This window comes from Mesorhizobium sp. M7A.F.Ca.CA.004.04.2.1 (assembly GCF_004022825.1).
In the GTDB taxonomy this organism is placed as follows: domain Bacteria; phylum Pseudomonadota; class Alphaproteobacteria; order Rhizobiales; family Rhizobiaceae; genus Mesorhizobium.
The window spans coordinates 1-6,196 of record NZ_RZPH01000276.1 but is presented as its reverse complement, the minus strand read 5'-3'; the positions used below and the strand labels follow the sequence as shown (position 1 = coordinate 6,196).

General features: G+C 61.1%; 5 protein-coding genes. All 5 read left to right on the top strand.

Going from position 1 to position 6,196, the window contains the following annotated elements; translation table 11 throughout:
- Nucleotides 1–505, top strand: a 505-nt coding sequence (gene uppS / locus EN893_RS14525) for a polyprenyl diphosphate synthase (RefSeq protein ID WP_128361605.1), incomplete at its 5' end; no start/stop codon positions are given.
- A complete protein-coding gene (locus tag EN893_RS14520) occupies nucleotides 502–1,317 on the top strand; it encodes a phosphatidate cytidylyltransferase (RefSeq protein ID WP_127270545.1) in 816 nt (271 codons plus the stop codon). The genes uppS and EN893_RS14520, both read left to right, overlap by 4 nt.
- A 104-nt stretch (nucleotides 1,318–1,421) precedes the next feature.
- Complete coding sequence (rseP, locus tag EN893_RS14515; protein ID WP_127273216.1) at nucleotides 1,422–2,564, top strand: RIP metalloprotease RseP; 1,143 nt, start codon at nucleotides 1,422–1,424, stop codon at nucleotides 2,562–2,564.
- Between the two features lie 217 nt (nucleotides 2,565–2,781).
- A complete protein-coding gene (bamA, locus tag EN893_RS14510; protein ID WP_127268628.1) occupies nucleotides 2,782–5,151 on the top strand; it encodes an outer membrane protein assembly factor BamA in 2,370 nt (789 codons plus the stop codon).
- Nucleotides 5,152–5,226: 75 nt separating this feature from the next.
- A partial coding sequence (gene lpxD, locus EN893_RS14505) for a UDP-3-O-(3-hydroxymyristoyl)glucosamine N-acyltransferase (RefSeq protein WP_128361604.1) occupies nucleotides 5,227–6,196 on the top strand: 970 nt, incomplete at its 3' end.

Here is a 6,196-nt window from a genome sequence, read left to right as displayed (position 1 = left end):
GTTCATTCGCCGTGACCTTGCTGAACTGCACCAGAGCGGTGTGCGGGTTAGAATCATCGGTGACCGGGCAGGGCTGCAGTCTGATATCAGGGGACTGCTCGACGAGGCCGAAACGCTGACGGCCGCAAACGAATCGCTGACGCTGGTGATCGCCTTCAACTATGGCGGACGAGACGAAATCGTTCGTACGGCACAAAAGCTTGCGGCGGCCGTGGCGCGTGGCGAACTCGACGCCGAGGCGATATCAGCCGAAAGCTTTGCCGGCGCGCTCGATACGCAAGGCATTCCCGACCCGGAACTGGTCATTCGCACCAGCGGCGAGCTCCGGCTGTCGAACTTCCTTCTGTGGCAAGCCGCCTATAGCGAACTCGTCTTCCTGCCTTGCTACTGGCCCGACTTCAGCCGCGAGCACCTTGCGGAAGCTTTGCGTGAGTTTGCTGGCCGCGAACGCCGTTTCGGCGGACTTGGGGGCCAGGACGTCGCTTCGCGACCGGCCGCGGGATGAGCAATCTTCAACTGCGTATCGTTTCGGCGATCGTGCTCGCCATCATCACTCTCGGCTTGACCTGGATCGGCGGTTTGCCGTTCCGGCTGCTGTGTGCCGTGATCGTAGCGGCGATCTTCTATGAATGGACCCGCATGTCGCGGCCAACCGGGGCAACGGGCCTTGGTTTCCTGCCGGAAGCACTGCTGGTTGTCTTCATTGGCGCCTTGATTGGCGGTCTGGCCGCCTCCTGGCTGCTGCCGCTTGTGGCGGCCATCGTTGCCGCAACGGCGATAGCCGCCTCGGTTCGCAAGACCGGACAATGGGATGCGAGCGGCCTTGCCTATGCCGCGGTTTCAGGCCTGTCGCTCGCCTTGCTGCGCGATGGCGATCGTTCAGGCCTCATTGCCATCCTGTTCCTGTTCGCTGTCGTCTGGGCCACCGATATCCTTGCCTATTTCGTTGGCCGAGCCGTTGGGGGGGCGAAACTGGCGCCCTCTATCTCGCCCGGCAAGACGCGCAGCGGCGCACTCGGCGGCGCTGTCGGCGGCGTCGTCGCCGGGCTGGTCCTCGCCGCAGCTGCCGGTGTCGGCAATCTGGCATTGCTCGGCCTGGTCGCGCTCGTGCTGTCGATTGTCTCGCAGGCAGGCGACCTGTTCGAATCCTGGATCAAGCGCCGCCATGGCCGCAAGGACTCAGGTGCGCTCATCCCGGGCCATGGCGGCGTCATGGATCGCGTCGATGGGCTTGTCGCAGCGGCATTCGCCCTATACGTCATCGGCTGGATTTCGGCGAACGCCGATCATCCGGCGCAGGGTCTGTTTCCCGTTTGAGCGATGTCATTTCAGGGTCCTTTGCGCGGTGCGCCTTGGATTCGCCCGGATTGGTGTCACAGTCACGGCGCAGTCTGCGCCGTGGAAGAATTTGAGGGTTTGTCTTGAACGAGATTCTTCACGCGCTTTTCAGCACAGAAGGCTTTGTCCTCGGCACGCTGGTGCCATTCCTCTTCGTGCTGACCGTAGTCGTGTTCGTCCACGAAATGGGCCATTACCTTGTCGGGCGCTGGTGCGGCATCGGCGTCAGGGCCTTCTCGATCGGCTTCGGCCCGGAACTCTTCGGCTTCAACGACAGCCACGGCACGCGCTGGAAACTGTGTGCGATACCGCTTGGCGGCTATGTAAAATTCGTCGGCGACATGAACGCCACATCGAGCCAGCCCACGTCGGAAGAAATTGAAACGCTGACCGAGGACGAGCGCAAGGTCGCTTTTCACACTCAGCCGATCTGGAAGCGCGCGGCAACGGTGGTGGCCGGACCATTGTTCAATTTCCTGCTGACGATCGTCGTCTTTTCCGTGCTGTTCACCGCCTATGGCCGCTATGTCGCCGAGCCCATGGTGGCCGAGGTGACCGCCGACAGCCCGGCGGCGAAGGCCGGCATCCTTCCCGGCGACCGATTCGTCAGTGTCGACGGCAACAAGGTCGAAACCTTTGGCGACGTCCAGCGCCTGGTCTCGGGCCGTGCCGACGACGCAATCACCTTCGTCATGTTGCGCGACGGCCAGGAGGTCACTGTGACCGCGGCGCCGCGGCTGATGGAACAGGAAGACGCGCTCGGCAACAAGGTCAAGGTCGCCGTGATCGGTGTCGTCAACAACAAGGAACTCGGTCAGCCGAGGCTGATCACCTACACGCCGGTCGGAGCGGTCGCGGCGGCGGTCGAGGAAACCGGTCACGTCATCCAGCGCACCGGCCAGTTCCTGCAGCGCTTTGTTGTCGGGCGCGAAGACAAATGTCAGCTGGGCGGTCCGGTGAAGATCGCCGACATGGCGGGCAGGGCTGCGAAACTGGGATTCGAATGGCTGGTGCAGCTGGTTGCACTGCTATCCGTTGGCATCGGAATTCTGAACCTTTTGCCGATTCCCCCCCTCGACGGCGGTCACCTCTTGTTCTACGGGGTGGAGGCTGTCATTCGCCGTCCGGTGTCGGAACGGATGATGGAAATGGCCTATCGGGCCGGGTTGCTTCTGGTGCTGTGCTTCATGGGGTTCGTTTTTTGGAACGATCTGTTTGGGTGCTGAAATCATGAAGAAATTTGGCTTCTGCATGGACGATGTTGAGACGCCGTTTACCATGCAAGGGGATATGAGTGACGCGAAAGCCACGCCGCAGGGTTAAGTAAATACAAATTAACCAGAAGCCTTGCGTGTAGGGAAAATCCGGTTAATACGGTAGGGGAAATTACCGCACGTCCGGTTTTCTCGCCGTGGGGACTACGAGAAAAGGTTATTAAGCCCGATGAAGGCAGCATCCAAGTTTCTAAGCGCCGCGTCCGCGGTGACCCTGTCCGCGGCCATGGTCGTGCCAGGCGCGCTCGCAGTGCAGTTCGTTGCCACATCGGCGGCTGAAGCCGCTGTCGTCAGCAGAGTGGAAGTGAGCGGCAACCAGCGTATCGACGCTGAGACCATCCGCAATTACATCACCATCAAGCCGGGCAAGGCTTTCTCCAGTTCCGATATCGACGGTGCGGTCAAGGCACTGTTCGGAACTGGCCTGTTTTCGGACGTGCAGATCAACCAGGTCGGCTCGACGCTGGTGGTCAAGGTCGCCGAGTACCAGGTGGTCAACCAGGTGCTGTTCCAGAACAACAAGAAGCTCAAGGACAATGCACTTGCGGCGGCGGTGCAGCTGAAGCCGCGCGGAACGTTCTCGCAGGCGACGCTCGATGCCGACGTGGAATCGGTCAAGGCTGCATACAGGCGCATTGGTCGTGACGATGTGACCGTGACCACGCAGGTTATGCAGCTTGGCGACAATCGCGTAAACGTTGTCTTCAACATCGTTGAAGGCGATCGCACGCAGATCGCGGCGGTCAATTTCGTCGGCAACAGTGCCTATTCCAGCCGCCGCCTGGCGGATATCATCAATACCAAGCGCTCGTCCTGGCTTTCCTTCGTCCTGCGCGACGACGTCTATGACGATGACAAGCTGCGCGCGGACGAGGAGCTGCTGCGCCGCTTCTACTACAATCACGGCTATGCCGACTTCCAGGTCGTGTCTGCTGTCGGCGAGCTCGACAGCGCGACGAACAAGTACACGGTCACCATCACCGTCCAGGAAGGCGACCGCTACACGTTCGGTGATGTCAGCGTCGAGAGCTCGATCCCTGAAGTCGACGGCAAGTCGCTGGAATCGGTGATCGAGACCCATAAGGGTGACGTCTACAACGCCAAGAACGTCGAGGATTCCATCATCGCGCTGACCGAGAAGGTGGCCGGTTCCGGCTATGCCTTCGCGCAGGTCACGCCGCGCGGCGACCGGAATTTCGAGAACCACACCATTTCGGTCGTCTACACGATCGACCAGGGCACCAAGGCCTATATCGAGCGCATCGAGATCCGCGGCAACGATCGCACGCGTGACTATGTCATTCGCCGCGAGTTCGATGTCAGCGAAGGCGACGCCTTCAACCAGGTGCTCATCCAGCGCGCGAAGAAGCGCCTGGAAAACCTGAATTACTTTGAGAAAGTCGACATCTCGACCGTGCCGGGCTCGCAGCCTGACCAGGTCGTTCTGGTGGTCGATGTGGTCGAGAAATCGACCGGCGAGTTCTCGGTGGGCGCTGGTTATTCGACCGGTGGCGACACGGCCGGTCCGTCGGTCGAAGGATCGGTGACCGAGCGCAACTTCCTCGGTCGTGGCCAGTTCATCAAGCTGTCGGCGGGCGGCGGCAAGAATTCACGCGACTACAGCCTGTCCTTCACCGAGCCTTATTTCCTCGGACGGCGCATCGCCGCCGGCTTCGACATCTTCAAGTCGACCAGGGAATACGACAACTACGACAGCGATACCACGGGTGCGACGGTGCGCTTCGGTCTGCCGATCACCGACAGCATCTCGACCCAGTTGGCGTACAACATCTCGCAAGAGAAATATGAGCTGGATGACAGCTGCGATGCAAATGGCGACGGGGTTCCTGATCCCGGTTGCAGTGTTTCCACGGCTATCCTGGACGGCATCGAACAAAGCCCTTGGATCAAGTCGTCGGTCAGCCTCGGGCTGGTCTACAACACCATCGACGATATGAAGAGCCCGCACGAGGGTATCTATGCCACCACGACCGTGGAAGTCGCAGGCCTCGGTGGTGATGCCAAGTTCGTGAAAGTCACGGGCCGCGGCAGCATCTACCAGACGCTGTCGGAGCAGTACGACCTGGTCGGGCTCATTTCAGGTGGCGCTGGCCATGTTGAAGGATACGGCAGCGATGGTCTGCGGATTTTCGATCAGTTCCAGAGCACCGATCGCATGATCCGTGGCTTCGCCTATGGCGGCATCGGTCCTGTCGATACTGCTACTGGCGACCATCTCGGCGGCACGACCTATTTCAATGCGTCGGCAGAGGCCCAGTTCCCGCTCCCGGTCATTCCGGAGAGCTTTGGCTTGCGTGGCGCGGTCTTCGCGGACGCGGCAACGCTCTATGGAAGCAAGGTCGACACCGCTGGCGTCACTCAGGACTCGGTCGGCATGAAGTTGCGTGCCTCGGTCGGCCTCGGCCTGATGTGGGCATCGCCATTCGGTCCGATCCGTATCGACTATGCGATCCCGGTCAAGAAGGAAGCGCGCGACGACGTGCAGGAATTCAACTTCGGCATATCGACCCGCTTCTGATCGGCGGCCAACGATGCTCCCGGGTCCTCAGGGTCCGGGAGAAATGTTCCGACCTAGCTGGATATAGCTTCTGGAATGACCGATCCGGTGTTCTTCGCGCCATCACGCCGGTATACGGCGGGCGAAGTCGCGAATCTGACCGGCTCGGTGCTCGTCGATTCCGGCCACTCCGATATTTCGATCGAAGCACTCGCGCCTGCCAGCGAGGGCGGCGAGAATGCGCTCGTCTTTGTCGATGGCAAGCGTAATTCCGCGCTGATGCCGTCGCTGCGGGCAGCCGCGGTCCTGTGCCCGGCGGAATTTGCCGGCAAGGCGCCGGCAAGCGTTGCCGTTCTCATTCATCCGCGTCCGCAACAGGCCTTCGCGCTGATCGGGCGTCTGCTGTTTCCGAGGGCGGCGACACCAGGGCCAATGACCAGTGAAACCGGCGTCTCGCCGCACGCTCATGTCGATGCGACCGCGCATGTCGAAGCCGGTGCCGTCATCGAGGCCGGCGCGGTGATCGGGCCAGGTGCTTCGATCGGCAGCGGCACCGTCATCGCCCCAAATGCGGTTATTGGACAATCCTGCCAGATCGGCCGCGACGGCTATGTCGGTCCAGGAGCCAGCATCCAGTATGCCTTGATCGGCAATCGCGTCATCATTCATGGCGGCGCGAGGATAGGCCAGGATGGTTTTGGGTTCGTCGGCGGGGCCAAGGGTCCAGAACGCGTGCCGCAGATCGGCCGTGTCGTTATTCAGGATGATGTCGAGATCGGCTCCAACACCACCGTCGATCGCGGCGCCATGTCCGATACGATCATCGGCCAGGGCACCAAGATCGACAATCTCGTGCAGATCGCCCATAACGTCCGCATCGGCCGCAATTGCATAATAGCCGGGCTTTCGGGTATTTCGGGTTCTGTGGTCGTGGGTGACAATGTCACCATGGGCGGCGGCGTCGGGCTTGCGGATCACCTGACCATAGGGACAGGGGCCAAGCTTGCCGCAAGAAGTGGATTTATGAGCAATGTCCCTGCAGGCGAGATCTGGGGCGGCTATCCGG

What these genes read in the sequence shown, in the direction of transcription:
- EN893_RS14520 (WP_127270545.1), top strand. Translation starts at nt 502, where the DNA reads ATGAGCAATCTTCAACTGCGTATCGTTTCGGCGATCGTGCTCGCCATC.
- bamA (WP_127268628.1), top strand. Translation starts at nt 2,782, where the DNA reads ATGAAGGCAGCATCCAAGTTTCTAAGCGCCGCGTCCGCGGTGACCCTG.